Source organism: Bacillus sp. Medicinal_06 (assembly GCF_056711665.1).
In genome coordinates this window covers 69,259-94,302 of record NZ_JBWYHD010000007.1, presented here as the reverse complement: position 1 = coordinate 94,302, position 25,044 = coordinate 69,259, and the positions used below count along the sequence as shown (strand labels likewise).

Genomic DNA, 25,044 nt, shown 5'->3' with positions numbered 1-25,044 from the left:
TTACAGACATGTAGAATACGTACTTATTATAGGATGGGATTTGAGGATACTGTATGAAAGATGTTTAGAAAGGAGAGAGTCATATGCGTTTAAGTGAATTAAGTGGAAAAGAAATTGTGGACCTAGAGCGGGCAGAAAAAATGGGGGTTTTAGGTCACGCTGATTTAGAAATTAATGAAAAAGATGGGAAGATTCAAGCCCTCATCATACCAGTTGGAAAATGGGGTGGATTCAAAAGAGAACAGCAAGAAGTAAAGGTAGAGTGGAGCAGGATTAAGAAGGTTGGGCATGATATGATTATTTTTGATTTGGAATAGTAGCAAATACAATAGAAATTTATAATTTAAGGTAACGTAAATGATTAAAATTATTTCTCATTGGTATTTTCTCCTGTTGTTTTATTGCTATCATTCAAAAAGTTACCTGCTAAATTAAGTAACTTATTTCCACCTTCACTATTTAAAATATTGATTAAAAATTCAGGATCCTTAATTTTCCTCAATAGCGTTTCTATAAGTACAGATTTGGCGATACTTAGCAGTTCTGTCGAATCTAAGTGTATATTGAAATAAGGAATATTAATTTGAAATGGGAAAGGGGTATTAGATTTAAAATCTTGCTTTTGCGTTTTATTTACTTTACTCGTTGTTTGTTTAGAAGGTTGATTTGGCGGAAGATGGATGTATTTCTTTGTTTTTGCTATCTGTTCGATAATTTCTTTTTGTGATGAATTTTTTATTTTTGATTCCTCATTCTTTGTCATAGATGATGACAATTGATATGAAGCGTTTTTAGGGAAATAGGGCATAGATTTCACTTTTTCTCCTCCTTTCACAATGAACATATAGATTATCTTAAACATATGATATATGAGTTAAGGATTGCTTCACATAATGTGAAGCAATCCATTATTTGACTTTAAAGAGATGCGAAAGGTGTTACTTAACCACCATATCCGCCACCCCAACAGCTTGCTCCAATAATAATAAGCAGAATAAACAACACGACTAGTAAAGCAAATCCTCCATGACCACCGCAGCCATATCCATATCCTTTTTGTTCAGTCAAGAAATCTCCCTCCATTCTATACAAAAATAAAATTCACAAATTAATAAAAACAGCTTGCTCCAATAATAATAAGCAGAATAAACAACACGACTAGTAAAGCAAATCCTCCATGACCACCACAGCCATATCCATATCCTTTTTGTCCAGTCAAGAAATCTCCCTCCATTCTATATAAAAATAAAATTCACAGATTAATAAAAACAGCTTGCTCCAATAATAATAAGCAGAATAAACAACACGACTAGTAAAGCAAATCCTCCATGACCACCGCAGCCATATCCATATCCTTTTTGTTCAGTCAAGAAATCTCCCTCCATTCTATACAAAAATAAAATTCACAAATTAATAAAAACAAGTTGCTCCGATAATAATAAGCAGAATAAACAACACGACTAGTAAAGCAAATCCTCCATGACCACCGCAGCCATATCCATATCCTTTTTGTTCAGTCAAGAAATCTCCCTCCATTCGACACAAAAATAAAATTCATAATACTACCAAAAGTTCTAACAATACAGCTAGTAATGAAAGCAAGCTAACATGAGAACTAATTTCTTCAGTACAATCAGCTCGTACTTGCTTGTCAATACATTGATACTATATGTCGAATCTAGTGGATAGTAATGTGCTTTTATATTAATTTTTCCATTTTTGGACAAGTGTCATCAATCAATTTTAATATCTAAATATTATAATTGTTAATATTGTAGCTTTCTGTGTGAATTCAATCACCCAAAGCTTATACAGTACATATGATGTGGAGGAAAAAGAAAAAGTAGGCACTTTTCTTATAAATGAAAGAAAAAAGAAGGTGAAGTAGGGAATGTTGACTGAGATGCACATTGCTGTCATAGGAGGAGATGCAAGGCAGCTAGAAGTGATTCGTAAGTTGGTTGAACTTGATGCGAAACTTTCATTAGTAGGATTTGATCAACTGGATCATGGTTTTACAGGGGCAGCAAAAGAGAGTATGCAAAATCTAGATTTCACTTCTTTAGATGCGATTATTTTGCCGGTAGCAGGAACAAATGCAAAAGGAGAAGTAGATACTATTTTTTCAAATGAAAAAGTTACGCTTACGAAAGAACAGATTGAAAAAACACCAGTAAACTTTACTATATATTCAGGAATTGGTACACCGTATTTAGAGAGTATTATATCTACCACAAATCGAAAACTTGTGAAACTATTCGATCGTGATGATGTGGCGATCTACAATTCTATCCCAACGGTAGAAGGAACATTAATGATGGTTATTCAACATACAGATTATACAATTCATGGTTCAAATGTAATGGTTTTAGGATTTGGTAGAACAGGAATGAGTGTAGCGAGAGCTTTTCAATCACTAGGAGCTCATGTCAAAGTAGGAGCACGGCGTTCAGAACATATCGCTCGTATTTCGGAAATGATGTTCTCTCCTTTTTATATGCAGGATATTGAGAAAGAAGCAAGTGATGTTGATATTGTCATTAATACAATTCCACACCTTGTTGTAACGGCAAGTGTTATTTCGCGGATGCCAGCTCATACATTAATCATTGACTTGGCTTCTAAGCCTGGTGGTACGGATTTTCGTTATGCAGAGAAGCGAGGGATTAAAGCTTTGTTAGCACCTGGTCTTCCGGGAATCGTTGCTCCAAAAACAGCAGGACAAATTTTAGCAAATGTTCTTTCTCAGTTATTAACAGCAGATATGATTGCAAAGGAGGAGAATGAAAAATGAGTTTAAAAGGGAAGCGAATTGGGTTTGGGTTTACAGGTTCTCATTGTACGTATGAAGAAGTTATGCCACATTTAGAAAAGTTAGTTGCAGAAGGGGCGGAAGTGAGACCAGTTGTTTCCTATACTGTACAATCGACAAATACTAGATTTGGTGAAGGTGCAGAGTGGATTAAAAAGATTGAAGAAGTAACAGGACATAAAGTAATCAATTCGATCGTTGGGGCAGAACCTCTTGGTCCAAAGATTCCGCTAGACTGTATGGTTATCGCCCCTTTAACAGGAAATTCAATGAGTAAATTTGCAAATGCAATGACAGATTCTCCTGTATTAATGGCAGCGAAAGCGACGCTCCGAAACGGAAAACCAGTTGTATTAGCTGTTTCGACAAATGATGCCCTTGGCCTTAATGGCGTAAACCTCATGCGTTTAATGGCCACCAAACATATTTATTTTGTGCCATTTGGGCAAGATGCACCAGAGAAAAAACCAAATTCAATGGTAGCTCGTATGGAACTTCTTGAAGATACAATTGTAGAAGCGATAGAAGGGAAACAATTACAACCTGTTGTTGTAGAAAAATTCAGATATATGAATTAAAAAACGAAAAAAAACAGACAATTTTTTATGAAACCATCATTCTTATCGCAGAATATGATAAAATTAACGTTATTAAGGTTAGAAGGGGTACTTTATACTCCTTCTAATTCTAAGTATAGAAGGATTGGTATCTAGAAAGGGGCATAGTGATGGAAAAGCAAAAAACTTTTCATGTCGCTGTAGTTGGAGCAACCGGCGCAGTTGGTGAACAAATGTTAAATACTTTAGAGAAACGAGAATTTCCAATTGGGAAGTTAACGTTACTTTCATCTAAACGTTCTGCAGGCAAGAAGCTTGTATTTAAAGGAGAAGAATTCACAGTGCAAGAAGCAACTCCTGATAGCTTTGAAGGAGTCGATATTGCCCTGTTTAGTGCAGGTGGATCTGTATCGAAACAATTAGCACCAGAAGCAGCAAAACGCGGTGCAATTGTTGTTGACAATACAAGTGCATTCCGTATGACAGAAAATGTACCACTTGTTGTACCTGAAGTGAATGAAAATGACTTAAAAGAACATAGTGGTATTATTGCAAATCCGAACTGTTCTACAATTCAAATGGTAGTTGCTCTTGAGCCAATTCGTCAGCAGTTTGGTTTAAAACGAGTAATCGTTTCCACATATCAAGCTGTATCAGGTGCAGGTGCTGCTGCAATTGAGGAACTTCATGAACAATCACAAGCAATCTTAAATGGGGAAGAAGTAAAAGCGAATGTTTTACCTGTATCAGGTGATAAAAAACATTTCCAAATTGCTTTTAATGCGATTCCACAAATTGATAAGTTTCAAGATAATGGATTTACATTTGAAGAAATGAAAATGATTAATGAAACGAAAAAAATTATGCATATGCCTGAATTAGAAGTAGCAGCGACATGTGTACGTTTGCCAGTTGTATCGGGTCATTCTGAGTCTGTTTACATTGAAGTGGAAAAAGAAGGCGTAACTGTGGCAGAACTGAAAAACTTACTTGCGGATGCAGAAGGAATTGTACTGCAAGATGATCCAGCAGAGCAATTATATCCAATGCCATCTACTGCAGTAGGCAAAAACGAAGTGTTCGTTGGTCGTATTCGTAAAGATTTAAATAATGAAAAAGGATTCCATCTTTGGGTCGTATCTGATAACTTATTAAAAGGTGCTGCATGGAACTCTGTTCAAATTGCAGAACGATTAGTAAAATTACAATTAGTGTAAACGGCTAAGAGAAGGTGCAAAACATGAAAATTATTGTTCAAAAATTTGGTGGTACATCAGTACGTGATGAAAACGGGCGTAAGCATGCACTTCACCACATTAAAAAATCATTAGATGCTGGTTATAAAGTAGTTACGGTTGTATCCGCTATGGGACGTAAAGGTGAGCCATACGCAACGGACACATTATTAAGTCTTGTGAATCAAAAGGAAGCTAGTATTTCCAAACGTGAACAAGATTTGTTATTATCATGCGGAGAGTTAATCTCGGCAATTGTTTTCTCGAATATGTTAAATGAAAATGGAGTAAAAGCAGCAGCGTTAAATGGTGCACAAGCTGGTTTTGTAACAAATGATGATTTTACGAATGCGAAGATTATTGAAATGAATTGTGATCGTATACATGAGGAGTTACAAAATGTAGATGTTGTTGTTGTTACAGGATTCCAAGGACAAACGAAAGCTGGCGATACAACAACACTTGGACGTGGGGGTAGTGATACTTCAGCTTCAGCACTAGGCGTCGCGCTTCATGCTGAATATATCGATATTTTTACTGATGTAGAAGGCGTGATGACTGCTGATCCACGTATTGTAAAGGATGCACGTCATCTTCAAAATGTAACATATAATGAGATTTGTAACATGGCTTATCAAGGGGCGAAGGTTGTCCATCCGCGTGCAGTTGAAATTGCAATGCATGCAAAAGTACCTCTTCGTGTACGTTCTACGTATTCGGATAGCGAAGGTACACTGATTGCGGCATATGATGGTGCTACAAAAGGCCGTGATGTAGAGGAACGGCCAGTTACAGGTATTGCTCATGTATCGAACGTGACGCAAATTAAAGTGCTTGCGAAAGACGGATCGTACGATTTACAACAACATGTTTTCAAAGAAATGGCAAATGAAGGGATTAGTGTTGACTTAATTAACATTTCGCCTACAGGTGTGGCTTATACAGTAGGTGATCATGTATCAAGTCATGCTGTTGATGTACTTGGAAAACTTGGATATGATCCAATTGTGACGGAGCATTGTGCGAAAGTATCTATCGTTGGAGCTGGAATGGCGGGTATTCCAGGGGTTACTGCGAAAATCGTTACAGCTTTAGCAGAAAAAGGTGTTCAAATTTTACAATCAGCTGATAGTCATACAACAATTTGGGTGCTTGTAAAAGAAGTAGATTTAGTGGAAGCTGTAAATGCATTGCATAGTGCATTTGAACTTTCAAAAGAAAAGCAACTGGAACAATAAGGAGTGAGACCATGGTAGATTTTGGGACAATTGCAACAGCGATGGTAACGCCGTTTGATAAAAATGGAAACATCGATTTTGCAAAGACAACTAAATTGGTAAATTATTTAATTGATAACGGTACAACAGCAATCGTGGTAGGAGGAACAACTGGAGAGTCTCCTACATTGTCATCTGAAGAAAAAGTAGCGTTATATCGCCATGTCGTATCTGTTGTCGATAAAAGGGTGCCCGTAATCGCTGGAACAGGTAGCAATAATACACATGCTTCTATCGAGTTAACGAAAAAAGCAACAGAAGTTGGTGTCGATGCAATTATGTTAGTGGCACCGTATTATAATAAACCAAGTCAAGAAGGAATGTATCAGCATTTTAAAACAATTGCTGAAAGTACAGAACTTCCGGTTATGCTATACAATGTTCCAGGACGATCTATTGTACAAATCTCCGTTGATACAGTTGTTCGTTTATCAGAAATACCAAACATTGTTGCAATTAAAGATGCTGGCGGCGATGTATTAACAATGACGGAAATTATTGGAAAAACAGCGGACGACTTTGCTGTATACAGCGGTGATGATGGTTTAACGTTACCAGCTATGGCAGTTGGAGCTAAAGGTATTATTTCTGTTGCCTCTCATGTAATTGGAAATGAAATGCAAGAAATGATTGCGGCATTCCAAGCAGGAGATTTCAAAAAAGCACAGAAATTACATCAATTACTTGTTAAAGTAACGAATGCGTTATTTATGGCACCGAGCCCAACGCCAGTGAAAACAGCGTTACAAATGGTTGGATTAGATGTAGGATCTGTGCGTTTACCACTTCTTCCATTAACAGAAGAAGAGAGATTAACATTGCAGGGTGTAATGCAATCGATCCCTCGTTAATAAAAATGACCTAGTGTAAAAACTAGGTCATTTTTATTTTGAAAGAAACCTTTTTACAGGTAATTCCTCTTGAAATTTATATACTTCGCCCTTCTTTCTCACGATTTAACTTGTGTTCTATTTCTTGTATCAGTTATAATATGGCTAAGTAGCTTAGTACGGGTATGCTTAGCAAAATTGGAAAAAATTATGGTTTAACGGAATTATCATATCATATCGCATAAGATATTTGATTTATATAATGAAAGAGAGGTGAAACCTGGTTTAAAAAACGAACGAGAACATGATATCGCATAACGGTAAGGACATTCGTCTTGGACGGTGAATATATGGTGGTTGTAGAGTTTCCCTGGTGTCTCTGCGATTTTAGTGAAATCAGTGTTTGCAAGATTTTTAAACCAGGCAACAACATGAAGAGAAAAGAGATTGATTCTGTAAAAGTATTTGCTCTTGGTGGAGTAGGTGAAATCGGGAAAAATATGTATTGTGTGGAAATTGATTCTGAGATTTTTATTGTGGATGCAGGATTGATGTTCCCAGGAGACGAAATGTTTGGAATTGATATTGTTATCCCTGACATTACATATTTAGTAGAAAATCAAGAGCGAGTAAAAGGTTTATTTATTACACATGGTCATGAGGATCACATTGGTGGAATTGTTTATGTGCTGCGTAAACTTTCAATCCCGGTATATGCAACAAAGTTAACAGTAGGTTTAATCCAAGAAAAACTTGGTGAAGCAGGAATGCTTGGTCGTGTAGATTTAAAAACAATTGATTCTAATTCAGAAGTGGAATTCAATACGACAACGGTTTCATTCTTTGGAACCACACATAGTATTCCAGATTCTGTAGGTGTATGTTTCCATACATCAAAAGGTGCTATCGTATATACAGGAGATTTTAAATTCGATCAAACACCAATTGGTAACAGTGGAGCAGATCTTGGGAAGATGGCGCAAATTGGAAATGAAGGTGTTCTTTGTTTGTTATCGGATAGTACGAATGCTGAGCGCCCTGGTTACACGGGTTCTGAAAAAGAAGTTGGGATAGAAATTTCAAAAGTATTTTATGGGGCAGAAGGACGTATCATTGTTGCTTCTTTCGCATCTAATGTACACCGTATTCAGCAAGTATTTGATGCAGCTGCTGAAACAGGACGTAAAGTGGCTGTTGTAGGTCGTAGTATGGTGAAAGTAGTGGATATTGCAAGACGTCTTGGCTATTTAGATGTTCCAGATGGTATGGTTATTTCATTGCAAGAAGTAGATAACTTCCCAGAGAAAAAGGTAGCAATTTTAACAACTGGCAGCCAAGGGGAACCGATGGCAGCTCTTTCAAGAATGGCGAAGCAAGCGCATAAACAAATTTCGATTCGTAAAGGTGATACAGTTATTATTGCGGCATCTCCAATTCCTGGTAATGAAATATCAGTATCGAAAATCATTGATTTGCTATTTAGAGCCGGTGCAGAAGTTGTCTATTATGGAGAAAGAAAGGTTCATGTTTCTGGTCATGGTAGTCAAGAAGAATTGAAATTGATGTTGAATTTAATGAAACCGAAATATTTTATACCCGTACATGGTGAATTTCGTATGCAAAAGGCACATGCGTATTTGGCGGAAGATGTTGGTGTCTTGAAAGACAATATATTTATTGTGGAAAAGGGCGATGTAATTGCTTTTGAAGGAGAAGAGGCAAAACCAGCTGGTAAAGTACAAGCGGGAAATGTTCTTATTGATGGACTAGGTGTAGGTGATGTCGGGAATATTGTCTTGCGTGATCGTAAGATGTTATCACAAGACGGAATTTTAGTTGTTGTTGTAACACTTGGGAAAGAGGAGAAGAAAATTATCTCTGGCCCAGAAATTATTTCACGTGGTTTTGTGTATGTTCGTGAATCTGAAGCGTTAATCGAAAGATCTACAGATATTGTGCGTACAATTGTTGAACAATCCATCAAAGAGTATTCTATTGAATGGTCCATGTTAAAACAAAATATTCGTGAATTGTTAGGACAGTTCTTGTATGAGGAAACGAAGAGAAAACCAATGATTTTACCAATTATCATGGAAGTATAAGAAAGCCACCTTTACGGGTGGTTTTTTCTTTTTCATCCCTATCGCATGAAATTTACAACTTAAGAAATAATAGTTGTATAAGAGTGAAAGGGGATGCGATATGACAGAACGTGATGGTTTAACAAATGAGGAAAAAGAAGTCGAACCGAAAGAGGATGCAAAAGAGGCGTCAGTAATAGAAAAAATTCAACAGCTTGGTCAAACGAACGTTCCGCAAATGAATGAATCGCGTATTCATTGTTTAACGATTGTTGGGCAAGTAGAAGGGCATATGCAGCTTCCACCACAAAATAAAACAACGAAATACGAGCATGTGATTCCACAAATTGTGGCAATTGAGCAGAATCCGAAAATTGAAGGGTTACTTTTATTGTTAAATACCGTTGGTGGTGATGTTGAGGCTGGATTGGCAATCTCTGAAATGGTAGCTTCATTATCGAAACCAACTGTATCTTTGGTTCTAGGTGGAGGGCACTCAATAGGTGTGCCGATTGCTGTGTCAACAGATTATTCATTTATCGCTGAAACGGCAACGATGACAATTCATCCAGTTCGTCTGACTGGTCTTGTTATTGGTGTACCGCAAACATTTGAGTATTTGGATAAAATGCAAGAACGCGTGATTCGATTTGTAACAAAGCATTCAAAAGTGACGGAAGATCGTTTTAAAGAGCTTATGTTTGCTAAGGGGAATTTAACGCGAGATATTGGAACGAATGTAATTGGAATAGATGCAGTGAAGTATGGGCTTATTGATGATGTTGGTGGTATTGGGGATGCGATTCGAAAGTTAAATGAATTAATAGATATGAAAGTAGATGGGGATCAAGACGGGAAGTTACTACAATGATTTTATATACGATTATGCCAGAACAACTTGTTTATCAAGCTGATTATTCACAGTACGAACAACAAAAAATAGTGAATGTAAACGGAGTGGAAATGGTTGTATCTGAAGAGAATAGTCAATACTACTCTGTTGTTCGTGTACTAAGTACAAATCCATCCCACTACTTGCAGTATGAGCCAGGCCAGAAAATAACCTTTTAGCAAAAAACAGGATTTTGTTTAGAAGCTATGGTATAATATAAAAAACAAGACGGTTGAGCAGCCATGATTAGGCTGCTTTCTTCTGTTTACGTGAAATTTTACAAGATGTGTAAAATTTCACGTAAACAGATCTAAAAATGTGACGAATGATATGCAAAAAATGCTTTCAATAAATGAAAGTTCCACTTAATTTTTGGACTTGGGGTGAAGAAATGGTAAAACAAAAGCAAAGAGGGACGAAATCAAAAGCAAGACGTACGATAAAGCCAACTTTGTATTACGAAATCGTCGGGTTGACTCTTTTTGCACTTTCAATCATTACAATCTTACAGCTAGGTATTGTAGGAAAATCGTTTGTGTTATTTTTTCGCTTTTTCTTTGGCGAATGGTACATAATTGGTGTATTAGGTGTAATAGCTTTATCTATTGTGTTTGTTATAAGACGTGGTTGGCCCAATCTTTTAAATAAACGATTAATCGGTGTCTATTTAATTGTGTTAGCAATATTAATGTTCAGTCATATTACATTATTTAACCTTCTTACAAAGGACGGAGCGGTAGAAAACACATCTGTAATTGTGAGTACAAAAGATATGTTCTTTCTTGAGATGAAGAAAGGTGCAGAAACGGTTCATTTAGGTGGAGGTATGTTTGGAGCGCTTATGTTTGCAACATTTTACTTTTTGTTTGATGAAGTAGGTGCTTACATTATTGGGATTATTTTAGTTATTCTTGGCATACTTTGCATTACAAACAAACATATCGGGGAAGTACTAGCCCCAGTTGGACGCATACTTAGAAGTCAATTTCAAGTAATGCAAGGTGATTATAAGGACTGGAGAGCAAAACGCACTGCTGAACAAACAGAAAAGAAAAAAACGACAAGACGCACGCGTAGTGAACGTCATGATACACAAGAAGAGGTGGTTGAACCAGTAGAAGAAATAGAAATTGGGCCACCAATCATTTCAAATTTCACAGAGAATTACCCAGTAAGTGAAGAAAGGGATAAAAATAGTGAAGATGGAGTTGGTGATGGTTTGATTGCATCGCCTGTAATGGAAGATGAAATTCCATCTACTTCAAAAGAGCAGCCACAAAAGAAACGAGGAGAAAAAATTGTTGAATCTCTAGAAGGGGAAGCGAAAGCTCCTCCAATGCAATTTTCAAATGTGGAAAACAAAGATTATAAGCTTCCTGCTATCGATATATTGAAGTTCCCAAAAAACAAACAGGTGACAAACGAAAATGAGAAAATTTATGAAAATGCTCGTAAATTGGAGCGGACGTTCCAAAGTTTTGGTGTAAAAGCAAAAGTAACGAAAGTACATAAAGGACCTGCAGTTACGAAATATGAAGTGTATCCTGATATGGGAGTGAAAGTAAGTAAAATTGTGAGTTTGAGTGATGATTTAGCACTCGCATTAGCTGCGAAAGATATTCGTATTGAAGCTCCTATTCCGGGGAAATCCGCAGTAGGAATCGAAGTTCCAAATTCAGAGGTTTCGATGGTAACGCTTAGAGAAGTACTTGATTCGAAAGCGAACAATCATCCGGAAGAAAAATTATTAATCGGTCTTGGGCGTGATATTACTGGTGAAGCAGTATTAGCACGTTTAAATAAGATGCCCCATCTATTAGTAGCTGGAGCAACTGGTAGCGGAAAGAGTGTGTGTATTAACGGTATTATTGTTAGTATTTTGATGCGTGCTAAACCACATGAAGTAAAATTAATGATGATTGATCCAAAAATGGTAGAGTTGAATGTATACAATGGTGTCCCGCATTTATTAACACCTGTTGTAACAGATCCGAAAAAAGCATCACAAGCTTTGAAAAAAGTTGTGAGTGAGATGGAGCGCCGTTATGAATTGTTTGCTCATAGTGGAACGCGTAATATTGAAGGCTATAATGAATACATTAGACAACATAATGACCAATCAGAAGCAAAGCAGCCTGAGCTTCCATACATTGTTGTAATTGTGGACGAGTTGGCCGATTTAATGATGGTTGCCTCCTCAGATGTAGAAGATGCAATTATGCGTTTAGCGCAGATGGCACGTGCTGCTGGTATTCATTTGATTATTGCGACGCAACGTCCATCGGTTGATGTTATTACAGGTGTTATTAAAGCGAATATCCCATCTCGAATTGCGTTTGCTGTGTCTTCACAAACTGATTCTCGGACAATTCTTGATAGCGGAGGCGCTGAGAAATTACTAGGACGAGGGGATATGCTATTCATACCAATTGGTGCATCAAAACCAGTTCGTGTACAAGGGGCGTTTCTATCAGATGATGAAGTGGAAAGAGTTGTAGAATATGTGATTGGACAACAAAAAGCCCAATATCAAGAAGATATGATACCGCAAGATGTACCGGAAACAAAGCAAGAAGTAGAAGATGAATTATATGATGAAGCGGTTCAGCTCGTTGTAGAAATGCAAACAGCTTCTGTTTCTATGTTGCAACGTAGATTCCGAGTAGGATATACACGTGCAGCACGTCTTATTGATGCAATGGAAATGAATGGTGTAGTTGGACCTTATGAAGGTAGTAAGCCGAGAGAAGTGTTAATTAAAGATATTCAAGAAAAGAGTTCTTAATAAAAAAGCCCAATTGTTTGCAATTGGGCTTTTTTATATAGTGTTTTTGTTATATACTATAGTCAACAAAAAGAAAGGGCTTTCATTTTTGAATATAATTTAAAATGCGAATGCTTTTAATGTTATTTTTGAAAAACGTTCGACATTATCTGTAAAAAAGTGTTGAATTGTGTTGACACGTATGGGAGCAAGTGTTACGATTACTTCGAAAAGAATCACTGCCTCATATAATCTTGGAGATAAGGTCCATAAGTTTCTACCTGGCAACCATGAATTGCTAGACTATGAGGGGGAAAGTGTGTAACAAAGGATGTAAGGAATCTTTGTATCTAACTTTTTCTCTATATGAGGAATGTTGTGGTGCAAAGTTTTTTTTATGAAATAAAGATAGAAAATTTCATTTTGAAAAATTATTAACATTTATTCGACAAATCTCATTTTATTGTAGCGTTACTATGTTGTTGGTTGAAAAAAGAGAACAGAAGTCTTACATCAGAGGTCGAATAATTGGAATGCGGGGGAGTCTTATGTCAGTTAAATCCGATAGTCGACACTTATATTTACGAGTGATCGATCACATTAAAGAAAAAATCAAAAGTGGGGCATATAAAGAAAAACAAAAGCTGCCTTCAGAGTTTGATTTAGCGAAAGAACTTGGCGTAAGTAGAGCAACTTTACGAGAAGCGTTACGTATTTTAGAAGAGGAGAACGTTGTGATTCGCAGACATGGTGTTGGTACTTTTGTGAATTCAAAACCGCTGTTTTCTTCTGGAATTGAACAGCTTTCTAGTATTACAGATATGATTTCTAGTGTGGGGAAAACACCGGGAACAATCTTTCTATCATCATCTACTACAAGTTTAACAGAGGAAGAAAAAGAGAAGTTTAATAGTGATGAAGGTTTTGAGGCTGTAATGATTGAGCGTGTACGTACAGCAGATGGGGAACCTGTTGTCTACTGTATTGACAAGTTAGCGAAAGAAATATTGCCGGATTTATCTGATTATAACGAAGAATCACTACTTACTGTAATTCATAATAACACGCATAAACGTATTACGTATGCGGTTGCTCATATTGAACCAATTGGTTATCATCCGAAAATATCACCAATCCTGCAATGCGAGCCAGAGACGGCGTTACTAATTTTAAAGCAAATGCATTATGATCAAAATGATGAGCCAATCTTATATTCTATTAATTATTTTCGAGCAGATAAATTTAGCTTCCATGTATTACGAAAACGTATGTAATCCGTTCCTTTTTAGGGAGGTGACAGCAAGAAGAAAGGGACACTAGCATATGAATAGATACATATATCATTTAGGAGGGGTTTCTAGTATGAAGAAAAAAACAGGTGTTTTATTATCCTTAACGTTGGCAGCGAGCGCGGTGTTAGGTGCATGTGGTAATTCGGATAAGGCAAGTGGGGACAAGAAAGATGGAAAGAGCATTAAAGTAGGTATGGTTACAGACGTTGGGGGCGTTGATGATAAATCGTTTAACCAGTCTTCTTGGGAAGGTTTGAAAAAATTTGGTAAAGATAATGGGTTAAAAGAGAAAACAAACTATCGTTACCTTCAGTCTGAAAAAGAAGCGGACTATATTCCAAACTTAAAGAAATTTGCAAAAGACAAATATGATTTATCTTTTGGTATTGGATATAAATTAGAAAAAGCAATCGGGGAAGTTGCAAAAGAATTTCCAAAACAACAGTTTGCAATTGTAGATACTGTCGTAAAAGAACCGAACGTAACTAGCATTACATTTAAGGATCATGAAGGGTCATTTCTTGTAGGTGCAGTAGCAGCGATGTCAACAAAAACGAATAAGGTTGGTTTTGTTGGCGGAATGAAGAGTGATTTAATTAGTAAGTTTGAGAACGGATTTAAAGCTGGTGCTAAAGCTGTTAATCCAAACATCGAGATTGTATCTGAATATGCAGAAGCGTTTGATAAACCTGAAAAAGGTACAGTTCTTGCATCAGCGATGTACGGACAGGGAGTAGATGTGATTTATCACGCTGCTGGCGGTACGGGTAACGGTGTATTTACTGAAGCGAAAAACCGTAAGAAAAAAGGTGAAAATGTTTGGGTAATCGGTGTTGACCGTGACCAACATCAAGAAGGTATGCCTGAAAATGTAACATTAACTTCTATGGTAAAACGTGTTGACGTTGCAGTTCAAAAAGTAGCAGAAGAAGCAAAAGACGGTAAACTAAAAGGTGGAAAAGTAGAAGAGTTTGGTTTAAAAGATGATGGTATCGGTATTGCAAAAACAACTGACAACGTGAAAAAAGTAAACCCAGAAATTCTAACAAAAGTAGAAGAATTCGAGAAGAAAATTACTGCTGGTGAAATTAAAGTACCTGCGACTGATGATGAGTACAAGCAATATGAGGCTTCTCTTAAGAAATAACGATAGAGAAATAGCAAAGGTTAGTTCTTAGAACTAACCTTTGTATATATAAAAGTACTGTTAATAGAGTGTAATAGGGGACTGTTCCCTGTTAAAAGGAGGAACAATATGGAATACGTAATTGAGATGAATAATATTACAAAAGTATTCCCAGGCATTGTAGCGAATGATGATATTACGCTACAAGTAAAACAAGGAGAGATACATGCTCTACTTGGAGAAAATGGTGCAGGGAAATCAACGCTCATGAATGTATTATTTGGTTTGTATCAACCAGAGCAAGGGGAAATTAAAATTAAAGGTAACCCTGTAAAAATTACCAATCCTAACATTGCAAATGATCTTGGTATTGGGATGGTTCATCAACATTTTATGCTCGTTCATAATTTTACAGTTACAGAGAATATTATTCTTGGAAATGAACCGAAGAAAAAAGGAAAGATTGCTATTGAAGATGCTGCAAAAGAAATAAAGCAGTTATCTGAACAATATGGTTTAGCGGTAGATCCGTATGCAAAGATAGAAGATATTTCTGTAGGTATGCAGCAACGTGTTGAGATATTAAAAACTCTCTATAGAGGCGCAGAAATTTTAATATTCGATGAACCGACGGCAGTGTTAACTCCTCAAGAAATTTATGAACTCATTCAAATTATGAAAAAGCTTGTACAAGAAGGTAAATCTATTATTCTCATTACACATAAGTTAAAAGAAATTATGGAAGTATGTGATCGCTGTACAATCATTCGAAAAGGAAAAGGGATTGGAACTGTTGACGTTGCAAATACAAATGAACATAAACTTGCAGAATTAATGGTCGGACGTCAAGTGAATTTTAAAACAGAAAAATTAGACGCCCAACCTAAGGAAGCTGTACTTTCCATTGCAAATCTTGTGGTTCATGATGCGCGCCAATTACCTGCTGTAAAAGGCCTTGACTTAACTGTTCGTGCAGGAGAAATTGTCGGTATTGCAGGGATTGATGGAAATGGACAAAGTGAATTGATAGAAGCAATTACTGGTTTACGAAAAGTTGAGTCAGGTTCTATTGCAATTAAAGGGAAAGAAATAACAAACTGGCCAGTTAGACGTATCACTGAAGAAGGAATTGGTCATATTCCAGAAGATCGTCATAAACACGGACTCGTTCTTGATTTTTCTGTTAGAGATAATATTGTATTACAAACGTATTATAAGAACCCGTTTTCAAATAAAGGAATTTTGAATTTTAGCGAAATTACTAAAAAAGCCAAAGCGCTTATTCAACAATTTGATGTGCGTACACCAGGGGAGCAAACATTAGCTCGCGCGCTTTCCGGTGGAAATCAGCAAAAAGCGATTATTGCACGGGAAGTGGATCGCGATCCTGATTTATTAATTGCAGCGCAACCAACACGTGGTTTAGATGTTGGGGCAATTGAATTTATCCATAAAAAATTAATTGAGCAGAGAGATAAAGGAAAAGCGGTGCTTCTTTTATCTTTAGAACTTGATGAAATTTTAAATGTGAGTGACCGTGTCGCGGTTATTTATGAAGGGAAAATCGTAGCAATAGTTGATGCGAAAGAAACAACTGAACAACAGCTTGGTCTTTTAATGGCTGGGGGAACGGAGAAAGAGCAGGTGGGTACAAATGGCTAAAAAAATATTAACCGAACGAACGATTAATATTTTAGTTCCTGTATTATCAGTTATCTTTGGATTACTTGTAGGCGCTATTGTAATGCTAGTAAGTGGATATGATCCAATTGTTGGATACGGTGCACTTTGGACTGGTATGTTTGGTAGTTCAAGTGCAATCGGAGAAACACTACGTACAATGATACCGCTTGTTCTTGCTGGATTGTCAGTAGCATTTGCGTTTCGTACAGGGTTATTTAATATCGGTGTAGAAGGCCAGTTACTGGTTGGGTGGCTTGCGGCAGTTTGGTTTGGTTATGCCGTATCACTCCCTGCATTTATTCATATTCCGTTATCTATTTTGGTAGCGGCGGTTGTAGGTGGATTATGGGGATTTATTCCGGGATATTTAAAAGGGAAATTTAAAGTTAACGAAGTTATTGTCACAATTATGATGAACTATATTGCGTTATATGTTACATATGACATCATTAAACGTTTTTTACATGAAGGAAACGATAAAACATATGATGTTAAATCAAGTGCGTCTTTAGCTTCGGATTGGTTATCTTCTTTGACAGATGGATCACGTCTTCATTGGGGGATTATTGTTGCGATTCTTATTGCAATTTTTATGTGGTTTTTACTAGATAGAACAACTTTAGGTTATGAATTAAAATCAGTTGGATTTAACCAACATGCGTCACAATATGCAGGGATGAAAGTTTCACGTAATGTTATCCTTTCTATGACAATTGCTGGTGCGTTTGCAGGGATTGGCGGTGCAATGGAAGGGCTTGGTACATTCCAAAGCATGACAGCAATGTCTACATTCACGGGAATTGGATTTGATGGAATCGCAGTAGCTCTTCTTGGGGGGAATAATCCATTCGGTATTTTACTTGCAGCTTTACTATTTGGTGGGTTAAAAAGTGCAGCGCCGCAAATGAACTTTGAAGCAGATGTTCCATCAGAGCTGATTAACGTAATTATTGCATGTATAATCTTCTTTGTTGCATGTAGTTATGTTTTAAGATGGGCACTTACTCGCATGAGCAAGGAGGGGAAATAAATGAGTTTCCTAGATATTTTAGCGATTCTTGTAACAGGGACATTATATACGGCGGCACCGCTTATTTTTACAGCGTTAGGTGGAGTGTTTAGTGAGCGTTCAGGTGTTGTAAATATTGCGTTAGAAGGATTAATGTTATTCGGTGCGTTTATTGGTGTTGTTACAACGCTATTAATGGGTGATACTTGGGGAGCAATGACTCCTTGGATTGCGCTTATCTTTGCTGCAATTGGTGGCGGATTATTTGCACTTCTTCATGCGCTTGCATCAATTACGTTCCGGGCTGATCAAGTTGTCAGTGGAGTTGCTATCAACTTTTTAGCACTTGGTTTAACGGTGTTTGCAATTAAGAAGATCTTTGGCAAAGGACAAACTGACTTTATTCAATACCGTATTGAAAAGATTGATGTTCCAGGACTTTCGGATATTCCGGTTATCGGAAAAATCTTTTTCTCAAATGTACCATTAACATCATATGTTGCCATTATTTTAGCATTTGTTGTTTGGTACATTATTTATAAAACGCCATTTGGTCTTCGTCTTCGCGCTGTCGGTGAACACCCAATGGCAGCAGATACAATGGGGATTAATGTGTATAAAATGCGTTATGTTGCTGTTTGTATTTCAGGGATGTTTGCAGGGGTTGGTGGTGCAATTTTTGCAATGTCAATCTCTAATAACTTCTCAGGTGCCACGATTACAGGGCAAGGTTTCTTGGCGTTAGCTGCAATGATTTTCGGGAAATGGAATCCACTTGGTGCGCTTGGTGCTGCATTGTTTTTCGGTTTTGCGCAATCACTTAGTGTAACAGGCGGTACAATTCCGGTATTAGATCAAATTCCAAGTGTTTTATTAACGATATTACCATATGTGTTCACGATTTTAGCGCTGGTTGGTTTTGTAGGGCGTTCAGAAGCTCCTAAAGCGCTTGGAACACCATATGAAAAAGGAAAACGATAAGTACGGATAAAGTATTGATAAAGCTCGCACATTAGTGCGGGCTTTTTTACATAGAATATGCTTAATACAGAAATTTTCTTTCTCTCTTTAATTGGTAAACTGTTTGAGGAAAAGATATATAAGGGAGAAAATTTGATTTTTTGTTTCTAAAAACTGTATATTGAAAAGGAATATTCCTACATACGTAAAGGAGGGCTATTAATGAAACTGATGGAACAGCAAATGCATGAATTAGGTGGTTTGCGTGTACATATCATTCCGACAGATAAATATAAAACAAATACATTTGTATTTCGTTTTAAAGCACCATTGAATGAAGAAACGGTGACAGAGCGTGCTTTATTACCATATGTATTACAAAGTGCAACAGAAAAATTCCCATCCGTAATTCGTCTTCGTCAATATTTAGAGGAATTGTACGGTTCTTCCCTAGCCGTAGATGTAAGTAAAAAAGGGGAAGATCATATTGTCTCTATTTATGTCGATATTGCCAATGAAACATATTTACAGGATGCACCGCCGCTCTTTGAAAAAGCGCTGTCTATGCTGTCTGATATTGTATTGCATCCAGCAACAGAAGGAAACGGTTTTTTACAATCAATTGTAGAAAGTGAAAAAAGAGCGCTCGTGCAAAGAATTGAGGCTACATATGATGATAAAATGCGCTATGCAAATGAACGATTAATTGAAGAAATGTGTAAAGTAGAAGCATATCGTTTAAGTGCAAATGGTCAAAAAGAGCGTGTTGCTTCCATTACGAATGAAACTTTATACCGCTATTATCAAAAGATGTTGGCAGAAGATGAAATGGATCTATATATCATAGGTGACATAGCTGATGATGCGATTGACCTAGTAGGTAAATACTTTTCAATCGCACCTCGTGCAGCAAAGGAGAAGAATGTCGTTCTGCATAAGCGAAATAATGAAGAACAAGAAATTGTCGAAAAACAAGAGTTAAAGCAAAGTAAATTAAATATTGGATATCGTACATTTATTACGTACCGTGATGAAGATTATTTTGCATTGCAGCTGTTTAATGGATTATTTGGTGGATTCTCACACTCAAAATTATTTGTGAATGTGCGCGAAAAAAATAGTTTAGCGTATTATGCAGCATCGCGTTTTGAAAGCCATAAAGGTCTTCTTTTTGTTATGTCAGGAATTGAGGCGAAAAATTATGAAAAAGCGGTCGAGATTATTAAAGAGCAGATGAAAGCGATGCAAAGCGGTGATTTTTCAGAAGAAGAGATGCATCAAACAAAGAGTGTCATTCAAAATCAAATTTTAGAGGCGATTGATACACCGCGTGGGTTCGTAGAAATGCTTTATCATGGCGTCATTGCAGGGCACACGCGTCCGGTAGAGGAATGGTTAAGTGGGATTGAACGTGTTACGAAAGAGGAGATTGTAAAAGTTGCCAATAACATTGAGTTAGATACGATTTACTTTTTACACGGAACGGAGGGAGAATAGATGGAGAAAATTTCTTATGAACAATTAAAAGAAACGCTTTATTATGAAAAGCTTCCAAATGGGTTAGATGTATATATATTGCCAAAGCAAGGGTTTAACAAAACTTTTGCCACATTTACAACAAAATATGGCTCCGTTGATAATATATTTGTTCCACTGGGAAAAGAAGAAATGGTTCGGGTACCAGATGGGATTGCTCATTTTCTTGAACATAAATTGTTTGAAAAAGAAGATCATGATGCATTTCAACTGTTTAGTAAGCAAGGTGCTTCTGCGAATGCTTTTACGTCATTTACGAGAACAGCGTACTTGTTTTCTTGTACATCAAATGTAGAACAAAATTTAAATACATTATTAAATTTCGTTCAAGAGCCATATTTTTCTGAAAAAACAGTTGAAAAAGAAAAAGGTATTATTGGCCAAGAAATTCAAATGTATCAGGATAATCCAGATTGGCGTTTGTATTTTGGTTTAATCGATAGTTTATTTATTAAACATCCAATTAAAATTGATATTGCAGGAACGATTGAATCCATTAGTAAAATTACAAAAGACTTATTGTATGAATGTTATGAAACATTTTATCATCCGAGTAACATGTTGTTATTTGTTGTAGGTGCAATTGACCCAGAAAAAACAATGAATTTGGTACGTGAAAACCAGGCGAAAAAAGATTATAAAAATCAACCAGAAATCGTACGTTCATTTGAAGATGAACCAGAAGCAGTAAATGAAAAGAAAAAAATTATTTCTATGCCTGTTCAGACGCCGAAATGTTTAGTCGGTATTAAAGCGACTGGCCTTAAAGAAAAAGGGCAAGAACTTTTAAAACAAGAGATTGCGCTTACATTACTTTTAGATTATTTATTTGGGAAGGGATCAGCGCATTATGAGTCATTATATAATGAAGGGCTCATTGATGATTCATTCTCTTATGATTATACAGAAGAAAGCAACTTTGGTTTTGCAATGGTTGGTGGCGATACGAAACAGCCAGATGAGCTAGCCGATCGCTTGAAAGGTATTTTATTACAGACTGATTATAATGAGTTAGATGAGAAAACGCTAGAGCGTGTGAAGAAAAAGAAAATTGGTGGCTTCTTACGCTCGCTTAACTCACCTGAATACATTGCAAATCAATTCACAAGGTATGCGTTTAATGAATCTAGTTTATTTGATGCTCTTTCCGTTTTAGAGGGCTTAACTGTTCAAGATTTACAAGAAGCAGCAAAAGTATTTTTATCTGAAGAAAGAATGAGTATTTGTCAAGTTTTGCCGAAGAAATAAAATGAAACGTGAATAAGTGGGGCTTCAGCCTTACGATTTAGAACTTTATGGACAGTGTATCCCCTCATCTAACTTTTTGGCTATTGCTGAATTGTAAGGTGAGGGGTATTATTTGTTTGTGAATACACGACAAGATTAGTGATTTGAAAGAGTTTTTCTGTAGAGGAAAGATAAGAGAGGGTATATATGACGAAGTTTGCATTAGTGACTGGAGGAAGCGGAGGAATCGGCTCTGCAATTTCAAAACAATTAGTTAAAGATGGTTATACGGTGTATGTTCATTACAACAAGAGTGAAGAAAAAATAAATGGATTAAAGCGTGAGCTAGGTGTCATTATTCCAGTTCAAGCTAATTTAGCTACGCCAGATGGTGTGCAAAAGCTCTGGGCACAAATTCATCATCCTCTTGATGTTATTGTGTATGCAGCTGGAAAAAGTATATTTGGTTTAGTAACAGATGTGACGAATGAGCAATTGAATGAGATGGTGGAATTGCAAGTGAAGAGTGTCTATAATCTTTTTTCACTTGCGCTGCCATCGATGATTCGCCTGCGAAGAGGAAATATCGTTGTTATTTCCTCTATATGGGGACAAGTAGGAGCTTCTTGTGAGGTGCTATATTCTATGGTAAAAGGTGCACAAAATTCATATGTAAAAGCACTTGCAAAAGAGGTTGCGCTAAGTGGTATACGTGTAAATGCAGTGGCACCAGGAGCAATAGAGACGGAAATGTTAAGTGTGTTTTCAGAAGAGGACAAGAAAGGAATTGCAGAAGAGATTCCAATTGGAAGGATTGGATTTTCAGAAGAAGTAGCAAAAACTGTTTCCTTCCTTGTATCACCAGGGTCTTCGTATATAACAGGACAAATTATTGGAGTGAATGGCGGCTGGCATTGTTAAAATAAAAAATTGTACATAAAAAATGAGGAATTGCACAAATTAAGCATGATTCGATTACTTATAATAGTGAGGTGCTTAATCATGTCAGTACTAGATAATTTTGACCAGTGGAAAAGCTTTTTAGGAGAGCGCTTAGAACAGGCCCAAGGAAAAGGACTTGATGGTGGTGCAGTTTCAGATATGGCCTTCCGTGTAGGGGATTATTTGGCAAATGAAGTAGAGGCACGAAATGATCAAGAAAAATTATTGGCGGAGCTTTGGAAAGTCGCTGATGAACAAGAACAACATACAATTGCTAATCTAATGGTAAAGTTTGTACAGCATAAGTAAAAAAGAGAGGAGAAAATCCTCTCTTTTTTTTAGGTATTGAAAATACCACGCTTCAATTATACATTTATCTTCCCTATTAACGTAAAATCATATAATATAGTACATAGGTGTAAAGTAAGCAAGGGGAGTGACGTCTGATGATTGAATGGTATTTTGAGTATGAAATACATAAAAACCGACCTGGCTTGCTTGGTGACGTTTCTTCGTTAATCGGTATGCTTGGCATTAATATTGTCACAATTAATGGTGTAGATAATGCTCGGCGTGGATTGTTGCTTATGTGTGATAATCAAGAGCAAATCTCTAGGCTTGAATCAATTTTGAATACGATGGATAATATAACGGTAACGAAATATCGTCCGCCAAAGCTCAGAGATAGGTTGGCAGTTAGGCACGGTAGGTACATACAGCGAGATGCAGATGATAAGAAAACATTTCGTTTTGTGCGTGATGAACTCGGGTTACTCGTTGATTTTATGGCAGAACTCATGAAAAAAGAAGGACATAAACTTATCGGGATAAGAGGAATGCCTCGTGTTGGAAAAACAGAATCTATCGTTGCTGCAAGCGTTTGTGCAAATAAGCGTTGGCTTTTTGTTTCGTCTACGCTTATTAAACAAACTGTACGTAGTCAATTAATTGAAGATGAGTATAGTGACGATAATATTTTTATATTAGACGGCATTGTTTCAACAAAGCGTGCGAATGAAAGGCATTGGCAGCTCGTTCGTGAAATTATGAGATTACCCGCAACTAAAGTTGTCGAACATCCAGATGTATTTGTGAGTCAATCAGAATATACACTTGATGATTTTGATTATATTATTGAATTGCGTAACGATTATGATGAAGAAATTCAATATAATTTAGTAGATGAAATTGAGCAAGGAGCGCAAAGTAATTTCTCTATGTTTGACTTTTAAAGAAATATTGAGGTGTTAGTAGTGACGGAATTAGGACAAAAGCTGAAGGAAGCAAGAGAAGCGAAAGGCTTGTCTATTGATCAGCTACATGAGGTTACGAAAATTCAAAAACGTTATTTAATAACAATTGAAGAGGGCGATTATAGTATATTGCCTGGTGCATTTTATGCACGTGCATTTATTAAACAATATGCGGATGCGGTTGGTCTAAACGGAGAAGAGTTACTTGTAGAGTATCAAAGTGTAATACCACAATCCGAATCTCATGATGTACCGCAAGTATCAAAAAGTCAAAAGACGCAAGAAACGATGCAAAAAGCAGCATCGCTTCCAATAGCAGATCATATGCCTAAAATATTGATTGCATTATTGGTAATTACATTAGGCGTAGCTGTGTGGTTTGTTTTCCAATGGTTAAATGGAAAAGACGAAGGGCAAGCAAAGCAAACGAAAAGTGAACAGATAGAAGTACAAAAGGCGAAAAATTCTCCGCTTGATGAAAAGAAAGATGAAGTAAAAGCAGAAGAGCCTAAAAAAGAAGAGCCTAAAAAAGAAGAACCGAAGAAAGAAGAACCACCAGCACAGCAACCGCCTGCTGGACAAGAAGAAGTGAAGGTTGTTGGAACAAGTGGAAAGGTATCTACTTTGGAAGTTCATAATAATAAAGCACTTGAGTTAGAGATTACAGCGAAGGGTGCAAGTTATGTAGATATTAAAAATGAGGATGGAAATGCCATTTTTAATGGTACACTTCAAGAGGGACAAACAGAAAAACATGATTTAACAACAGCGAAAGAAGTACATCTTAACATTGGAAGTGCACCAAATGTTGATGTTAAACTGAATGGCCAAGTTGTTGCTTTCCCATTAGATCCAGAAAAGGAATATCACCAAAGATTAGTGTTTAAAAATCTAGGGGTAGGGCAACCTGCACAATAACAGTCATCGCCTCGATGACTTTTTTTCAATGAACAAATGTTTTTGACATGATGGAGGAATAGCTGTGAATTTACCAAATAAAATTACAATATCTCGAATCTGCCTAATTCCAATTTTTTTAGTAATTATGTTAGCTCCTTTTAACTGGGGAACATATACAGTTGGAAATGTAGATTTACCAATTCAACATTTAGTAGGGGCAATCATTTTTATTGTTGCTTCAGCTACAGACTGGATTGATGGACATTATGCAAGAAAGTATGATCTCGTAACAAATCTAGGGAAGTTTCTTGATCCGTTAGCTGATAAGTTACTTGTTTCAGCTGCGCTTATTGCATTAGTAGAAATGCAATATGTACCAGCTTGGATTGTTATTGTAATCATTAGTCGTGAGTTTGCTATAACGGGATTACGTCTTGTTCTGGCTGGAACTGGTGAGGTTGTTGCGGCAAATATGTTAGGGAAAATTAAAACATGGACGCAAATTATTGCGATTTCAGCGTATTTATTGCATGATGTACCGTTAAATTTAATCCATATTCCGGTTGCGGATATTTTCATATGGATCGCACTTTTCTTTACAGTTATTTCTGGCTGGGACTATTTCTGGAAAAATAGAGCTGCTTTTGTAAATTCAAAATAACAGCTTA

Annotated in this window: 27 protein-coding genes and 1 riboswitch; of the genes, 22 read left to right on the top strand and 5 right to left on the bottom strand. The window is 36.6% G+C overall.

The features are described 5' to 3' along the window. Positions 1 to 83: 83 nt before the first annotated feature. Positions 84 to 317 (top strand): YlmC/YmxH family sporulation protein, encoded by a 234-nt coding sequence (locus tag AC1M36_RS17965; RefSeq protein WP_174101866.1) that lies wholly within the window; start codon positions 84 to 86, stop codon positions 315 to 317. Positions 318 to 367: 50 nt separating this feature from the next. On the opposite strand, the gene AC1M36_RS17960 is transcribed toward AC1M36_RS17965, so the two are convergent. The 5 genes from AC1M36_RS17960 to AC1M36_RS17940 all read right to left on the bottom strand — a co-directional run bounded on the left by AC1M36_RS17960 (position 368) and on the right by AC1M36_RS17940 (position 1,536). Further along, positions 368 to 808: a hypothetical protein gene (locus AC1M36_RS17960; protein WP_336452211.1), complete on the bottom strand. Its 441-nt coding sequence runs from the start codon at positions 806 to 808 to the stop codon at positions 368 to 370. 134 nt (positions 809 to 942) lie between these two features. Next, positions 943 to 1,068, bottom strand: coding sequence for a YjcZ family sporulation protein (locus tag AC1M36_RS17955; protein ID WP_431613210.1), 126 nt, complete (start codon positions 1,066 to 1,068; stop codon positions 943 to 945). Between the two features lie 40 nt (positions 1,069 to 1,108). Further along, positions 1,109 to 1,234 carry a YjcZ family sporulation protein gene (locus tag AC1M36_RS17950; protein WP_431613426.1) on the bottom strand — a complete coding sequence of 42 codons (126 nt, stop codon included), beginning with the start codon at positions 1,232 to 1,234 and terminating at the stop codon, positions 1,109 to 1,111. A gap of 25 nt (positions 1,235 to 1,259) precedes the next feature. Then, the gene (locus AC1M36_RS17945; protein WP_479846112.1) at positions 1,260 to 1,385 is read right to left on the bottom strand and encodes a YjcZ family sporulation protein; all 126 of its coding nucleotides are present in this window, start codon (positions 1,383 to 1,385) and stop codon (positions 1,260 to 1,262) included. Positions 1,386 to 1,410: 25 nt separating this feature from the next. Further along, on the bottom strand, positions 1,411 to 1,536 hold the full coding sequence (locus AC1M36_RS17940; protein WP_479846111.1) for a YjcZ family sporulation protein: 126 nt from the start codon (positions 1,534 to 1,536) through the stop codon (positions 1,411 to 1,413). A gap of 355 nt (positions 1,537 to 1,891) precedes the next feature. On the opposite strand from AC1M36_RS17940, the gene dpaA reads away from it, so the two are divergent. The 21 genes from dpaA to pgsA all read left to right on the top strand — a co-directional run bounded on the left by dpaA (position 1,892) and on the right by pgsA (position 25,037). Continuing rightward, positions 1,892 to 2,794, top strand: coding sequence for a dipicolinic acid synthetase subunit A (gene dpaA, locus AC1M36_RS17935; protein WP_336453191.1), 903 nt, complete (start codon positions 1,892 to 1,894; stop codon positions 2,792 to 2,794). Further along, positions 2,791 to 3,390, top strand: a complete 600-nt coding sequence (gene dpaB, locus AC1M36_RS17930) for a dipicolinate synthase subunit B (protein ID WP_336453190.1) — start codon at positions 2,791 to 2,793, stop codon at positions 3,388 to 3,390. The genes dpaA and dpaB overlap by 4 nt, the downstream gene beginning before the upstream one ends. A gap of 149 nt (positions 3,391 to 3,539) precedes the next feature. Next, entirely contained in the window at positions 3,540 to 4,586 is a 1,047-nt protein-coding gene (gene asd / locus AC1M36_RS17925; RefSeq protein ID WP_336453189.1) for an aspartate-semialdehyde dehydrogenase, read from the top strand. Positions 4,587 to 4,609: 23 nt separating this feature from the next. After that, on the top strand, positions 4,610 to 5,842 hold the full coding sequence (gene dapG, locus AC1M36_RS17920; protein WP_336453188.1) for an aspartate kinase: 1,233 nt from the start codon (positions 4,610 to 4,612) through the stop codon (positions 5,840 to 5,842). 11 nt (positions 5,843 to 5,853) lie between these two features. Continuing rightward, a complete protein-coding gene (dapA, locus tag AC1M36_RS17915) occupies positions 5,854 to 6,732 on the top strand; it encodes a 4-hydroxy-tetrahydrodipicolinate synthase (RefSeq protein WP_336453187.1) in 879 nt (292 codons plus the stop codon). Between the two features lie 410 nt (positions 6,733 to 7,142). After that, a complete protein-coding gene (locus tag AC1M36_RS17910) occupies positions 7,143 to 8,813 on the top strand; it encodes a ribonuclease J (protein WP_336453186.1) in 1,671 nt (556 codons plus the stop codon). A gap of 100 nt (positions 8,814 to 8,913) precedes the next feature. Continuing rightward, positions 8,914 to 9,663 (top strand): ClpP family protease, encoded by a 750-nt coding sequence (locus AC1M36_RS17905; RefSeq protein WP_479846085.1) that lies wholly within the window; start codon positions 8,914 to 8,916, stop codon positions 9,661 to 9,663. Continuing rightward, positions 9,660 to 9,863 (top strand): YlzJ-like family protein, encoded by a 204-nt coding sequence (locus AC1M36_RS17900; RefSeq protein ID WP_336453184.1) that lies wholly within the window; start codon positions 9,660 to 9,662, stop codon positions 9,861 to 9,863. Before AC1M36_RS17905 ends, AC1M36_RS17900 begins: the two co-directional genes overlap by 4 nt. A 212-nt stretch (positions 9,864 to 10,075) precedes the next feature. Next, entirely contained in the window at positions 10,076 to 12,469 is a 2,394-nt protein-coding gene (locus AC1M36_RS17895) for a DNA translocase FtsK (RefSeq protein WP_336453183.1), read from the top strand. Positions 12,470 to 12,672: 203 nt separating this feature from the next. Continuing rightward, positions 12,673 to 12,774, top strand: a riboswitch (purine riboswitch). A gap of 222 nt (positions 12,775 to 12,996) precedes the next feature. Continuing rightward, complete coding sequence (locus AC1M36_RS17890) at positions 12,997 to 13,722, top strand: GntR family transcriptional regulator (RefSeq protein WP_336453182.1); 726 nt, start codon at positions 12,997 to 12,999, stop codon at positions 13,720 to 13,722. 88 nt (positions 13,723 to 13,810) lie between these two features. Continuing rightward, on the top strand, positions 13,811 to 14,887 hold the full coding sequence (locus tag AC1M36_RS17885; protein ID WP_336453181.1) for a BMP family lipoprotein: 1,077 nt from the start codon (positions 13,811 to 13,813) through the stop codon (positions 14,885 to 14,887). Between the two features lie 108 nt (positions 14,888 to 14,995). Beyond that, complete coding sequence (locus tag AC1M36_RS17880) at positions 14,996 to 16,528, top strand: ABC transporter ATP-binding protein (protein WP_336453180.1); 1,533 nt, start codon at positions 14,996 to 14,998, stop codon at positions 16,526 to 16,528. Further along, complete coding sequence (locus AC1M36_RS17875) at positions 16,521 to 17,579, top strand: ABC transporter permease (protein ID WP_336453179.1); 1,059 nt, start codon at positions 16,521 to 16,523, stop codon at positions 17,577 to 17,579. The genes AC1M36_RS17880 and AC1M36_RS17875 overlap by 8 nt, the downstream gene beginning before the upstream one ends. Beyond that, positions 17,580 to 18,539, top strand: a complete 960-nt coding sequence (locus AC1M36_RS17870; RefSeq protein WP_336453178.1) for an ABC transporter permease — start codon at positions 17,580 to 17,582, stop codon at positions 18,537 to 18,539. Positions 18,540 to 18,740: 201 nt separating this feature from the next. Continuing rightward, positions 18,741 to 20,015 (top strand): EF-P 5-aminopentanol modification-associated protein YfmF, encoded by a 1,275-nt coding sequence (gene yfmF / locus AC1M36_RS17865; RefSeq protein WP_336453177.1) that lies wholly within the window; start codon positions 18,741 to 18,743, stop codon positions 20,013 to 20,015. After that, positions 20,016 to 21,302, top strand: a complete 1,287-nt coding sequence (gene yfmH, locus AC1M36_RS17860) for an EF-P 5-aminopentanol modification-associated protein YfmH (RefSeq protein WP_336453176.1) — start codon at positions 20,016 to 20,018, stop codon at positions 21,300 to 21,302. It begins immediately after the preceding gene. A gap of 186 nt (positions 21,303 to 21,488) precedes the next feature. Next, the gene (gene ymfI, locus AC1M36_RS17855; RefSeq protein ID WP_336453175.1) at positions 21,489 to 22,202 is read left to right on the top strand and encodes an elongation factor P 5-aminopentanone reductase; all 714 of its coding nucleotides are present in this window, start codon (positions 21,489 to 21,491) and stop codon (positions 22,200 to 22,202) included. Between the two features lie 81 nt (positions 22,203 to 22,283). Continuing rightward, positions 22,284 to 22,532, top strand: coding sequence for a DUF3243 domain-containing protein (locus tag AC1M36_RS17850; RefSeq protein ID WP_000114454.1), 249 nt, complete (start codon positions 22,284 to 22,286; stop codon positions 22,530 to 22,532). 137 nt (positions 22,533 to 22,669) lie between these two features. Then, positions 22,670 to 23,455 (top strand): DUF3388 domain-containing protein, encoded by a 786-nt coding sequence (locus AC1M36_RS17845; RefSeq protein WP_336453174.1) that lies wholly within the window; start codon positions 22,670 to 22,672, stop codon positions 23,453 to 23,455. A gap of 21 nt (positions 23,456 to 23,476) precedes the next feature. Then, entirely contained in the window at positions 23,477 to 24,394 is a 918-nt protein-coding gene (locus tag AC1M36_RS17840; RefSeq protein WP_336453173.1) for a helix-turn-helix domain-containing protein, read from the top strand. A gap of 64 nt (positions 24,395 to 24,458) precedes the next feature. After that, positions 24,459 to 25,037: a CDP-diacylglycerol--glycerol-3-phosphate 3-phosphatidyltransferase gene (pgsA, locus tag AC1M36_RS17835; protein ID WP_336453172.1), complete on the top strand. Its 579-nt coding sequence runs from the start codon at positions 24,459 to 24,461 to the stop codon at positions 25,035 to 25,037. Positions 25,038 to 25,044 lie beyond the last annotated feature (7 nt).

Excerpts from the sequence above, each read along its gene's own strand:
- dapA (WP_336453187.1), top strand. The coding sequence starts at position 5,854 with ATGGTAGATTTTGGGACAATTGCAACAGCGATGGTAACGCCGTTTGAT.
- AC1M36_RS17965 (WP_174101866.1), top strand. The coding sequence starts at position 84 with ATGCGTTTAAGTGAATTAAGTGGAAAAGAAATTGTGGACCTAGAGCGG.
- AC1M36_RS17885 (WP_336453181.1), top strand. The coding sequence starts at position 13,811 with ATGAAGAAAAAAACAGGTGTTTTATTATCCTTAACGTTGGCAGCGAGC.
- dpaA (WP_336453191.1), top strand. The coding sequence starts at position 1,892 with ATGTTGACTGAGATGCACATTGCTGTCATAGGAGGAGATGCAAGGCAG.
- yfmH (WP_336453176.1), top strand. The coding sequence starts at position 20,016 with ATGGAGAAAATTTCTTATGAACAATTAAAAGAAACGCTTTATTATGAA.
- yfmF (WP_336453177.1), top strand. The coding sequence starts at position 18,741 with ATGAAACTGATGGAACAGCAAATGCATGAATTAGGTGGTTTGCGTGTA.
- AC1M36_RS17910 (WP_336453186.1), top strand. The coding sequence starts at position 7,143 with ATGAAGAGAAAAGAGATTGATTCTGTAAAAGTATTTGCTCTTGGTGGA.
- AC1M36_RS17875 (WP_336453179.1), top strand. The coding sequence starts at position 16,521 with ATGGCTAAAAAAATATTAACCGAACGAACGATTAATATTTTAGTTCCT.
- AC1M36_RS17895 (WP_336453183.1), top strand. The coding sequence starts at position 10,076 with ATGGTAAAACAAAAGCAAAGAGGGACGAAATCAAAAGCAAGACGTACG.
- AC1M36_RS17845 (WP_336453174.1), top strand. The coding sequence starts at position 22,670 with ATGATTGAATGGTATTTTGAGTATGAAATACATAAAAACCGACCTGGC.
- ymfI (WP_336453175.1), top strand. The coding sequence starts at position 21,489 with ATGACGAAGTTTGCATTAGTGACTGGAGGAAGCGGAGGAATCGGCTCT.
- AC1M36_RS17880 (WP_336453180.1), top strand. The coding sequence starts at position 14,996 with ATGGAATACGTAATTGAGATGAATAATATTACAAAAGTATTCCCAGGC.
- AC1M36_RS17890 (WP_336453182.1), top strand. The coding sequence starts at position 12,997 with ATGTCAGTTAAATCCGATAGTCGACACTTATATTTACGAGTGATCGAT.
- AC1M36_RS17940 (WP_479846111.1), bottom strand. The coding sequence starts at position 1,536 with ATGGAGGGAGATTTCTTGACTGAACAAAAAGGATATGGATATGGCTGC.
- asd (WP_336453189.1), top strand. The coding sequence starts at position 3,540 with ATGGAAAAGCAAAAAACTTTTCATGTCGCTGTAGTTGGAGCAACCGGC.
- AC1M36_RS17870 (WP_336453178.1), top strand. The coding sequence starts at position 17,580 with ATGAGTTTCCTAGATATTTTAGCGATTCTTGTAACAGGGACATTATAT.
- dpaB (WP_336453190.1), top strand. The coding sequence starts at position 2,791 with ATGAGTTTAAAAGGGAAGCGAATTGGGTTTGGGTTTACAGGTTCTCAT.
- dapG (WP_336453188.1), top strand. The coding sequence starts at position 4,610 with ATGAAAATTATTGTTCAAAAATTTGGTGGTACATCAGTACGTGATGAA.
- AC1M36_RS17900 (WP_336453184.1), top strand. The coding sequence starts at position 9,660 with ATGATTTTATATACGATTATGCCAGAACAACTTGTTTATCAAGCTGAT.
- AC1M36_RS17950 (WP_431613426.1), bottom strand. The coding sequence starts at position 1,234 with ATGGAGGGAGATTTCTTGACTGGACAAAAAGGATATGGATATGGCTGT.
- AC1M36_RS17850 (WP_000114454.1), top strand. The coding sequence starts at position 22,284 with ATGTCAGTACTAGATAATTTTGACCAGTGGAAAAGCTTTTTAGGAGAG.
- AC1M36_RS17905 (WP_479846085.1), top strand. The coding sequence starts at position 8,914 with ATGACAGAACGTGATGGTTTAACAAATGAGGAAAAAGAAGTCGAACCG.
- AC1M36_RS17945 (WP_479846112.1), bottom strand. The coding sequence starts at position 1,385 with ATGGAGGGAGATTTCTTGACTGAACAAAAAGGATATGGATATGGCTGC.
- AC1M36_RS17960 (WP_336452211.1), bottom strand. The coding sequence starts at position 808 with ATGCCCTATTTCCCTAAAAACGCTTCATATCAATTGTCATCATCTATG.